Genomic DNA, 1,685 nt, shown 5'->3' with positions numbered 1-1,685 from the left:
AGCCTTGATCCGCCGAGGCGGTTTGAGGATGTTCTCCTGCCCGGTTGTTGAGTTGGTTCTGTGTGGGTGGCTGAGTGTGGGCAGGTGGTATCTGCTGGTTTGCCCAGCTTTTCCACGTTCTTCGGTTCCGGTTGGGCCCTGGTGGGCGGGGTGGGCAGGGGCTGTCGTGTCAGCCGGGTGGGTCGTGGACGGTGCCGAAGAGGTGTGTCCAGGCTTGCTGCCAGGGCCAGTTGTGGGGCAGGTGCAGGGTGATGCGTCGGGCTGAGCGGGCGATACGGGCCGGGACGTGGATCAGGTGGGTGCGGAGGGTGGCGGTGGCCGCCTTGGCGTGGAACGCGGAAGCCAGGGAACCGGCGGCCCGCAGCAGGTTGTAGGTCATCGCCCACAGGGTGAGCCAGGCCGCGTTGGCGTTGAAGTGTCCGGACGGCAGATGGGCGAGGGCGCCGGCCTTGCTGTCCGCGATGACCTGCTCGATCACGGCATGGTGGCGGTGTTCCCGCTCGGCCTGGAGCGTCGGGGCCGGCTGGTCGGTGAGGAAGGGGTGGTAGCGCCAGACGGGAAACAGCTCGCCCTGCTCACCGGAAACCGGCGGTTTGGCCAGGTCACGGACCCGCCGCACGATCAGCCGGGCGGTGACCCGGTCGGCTTTCTTCCGGCTGGCGAACGCGGTGTATGCGGGTAGTTCGGCGACTTCGGCGTCCGAGATGAGTTCGCCGGTCTCGGGGTCGGGCACCGCGGTCGGGTAACTGATCTGCTGCCAGGCATCGTCCGGGATGCCGAGGACGGCCCGCTTGATGGAGGGGTTCATCCCGGTGGTGAGCGAGAAGTGGGCACCGGCCCGGCGGCAGGCGGCGATCACCCCGGCGTTGTAGAACTGCGAATCGGCCCGCAGGATACGGGTCCCGGTGCAGCCGGCCTCGACGGCGGTGGCCAGGGCCTCGCTCACGAATTTCGGGGCACCCCGGGAGTCTGCCGCTTTGCCACGTCGCATCCGCACCGTCGCGATCACCGGCCTCGACTGGGGGGTGCAGATCGTGGCGAGGAGAGGGTGCAGGGTGCGGATGCCCTTGAACCGGCCGTACTCGGCGCCCTGTTTGGTCCGTCCGTAGACGCGTTTATGGGTGGAGTCGACGTCGATGAACGCCATCGCGTCCGAGCCGGGCAGCAGCGGGGTGTGTTCGGCCAGTTGCGCGAGGAACCTGCGGTGCACGGCGTGGAGTTGAAGAGCATGACCATGGGTGAACGCACGCAGGAACGTGCCGAGCGTGGTCGGGGCGCGCATGCCACCGAACACGGCAGGCATCGCCCCGTGGCGCAACATCGCCAGGTCATCGATGCTGTCCGCACCGGCTGCCATGCCCGCGACGATGCTGGTGACCTTGGCATCCGCCGCAGCCCCCGCCCCGTTCCTCGCCCCGTTCAGCTTCACCTTCTCGGCCACCAGCCGGGACAGCCCGCACCGCTCGGCCAGCCGCAGCACCGGGACCAGCCCGCCATACGCGATCAGATTCGGGTCATCGAACGCAGCGGAGACTGCCGCCGGAGTATGGGAAACTTGCATCTCGGAAGTGCCTTGCTGATCGTGCGTGCTGGAAGCCTGAAGAACTCCCATCATCGCAGGCCACAAGGCACTTTCTCGTTCCAAGAAAAGTTATCCACAGGCATCGATTCGGCGGATCAAGGCT

General features: G+C 67.4%; 1 protein-coding gene. It reads right to left on the bottom strand.

The window, feature by feature from the left end:
* Window positions 1-169: 169 nt before the first annotated feature.
* On the bottom strand, window positions 170-1,561 hold the full coding sequence (locus tag E6R18_RS33805; RefSeq protein ID WP_136320678.1) for an IS1380 family transposase: 1,392 nt from the start codon (window positions 1,559-1,561) through the stop codon (window positions 170-172).
* Between the last annotated feature and the right edge of the window lie 124 nt (window positions 1,562-1,685).

This window comes from Streptomyces sp. A1277 (genome assembly GCF_004795015.1).
In the GTDB taxonomy this organism is placed as follows: Bacteria; Actinomycetota; Actinomycetes; order Streptomycetales; family Streptomycetaceae; genus Streptomyces.
This window is presented reverse-complemented; position numbering and strand designations above follow the sequence as displayed.

Coding starts and splice junctions, on each gene's coding strand:
- E6R18_RS33805 (WP_136320678.1), bottom strand. CDS start 1,561: ATGCAAGTTTCCCATACTCCGGCGGCAGTCTCCGCTGCGTTCGATGAC.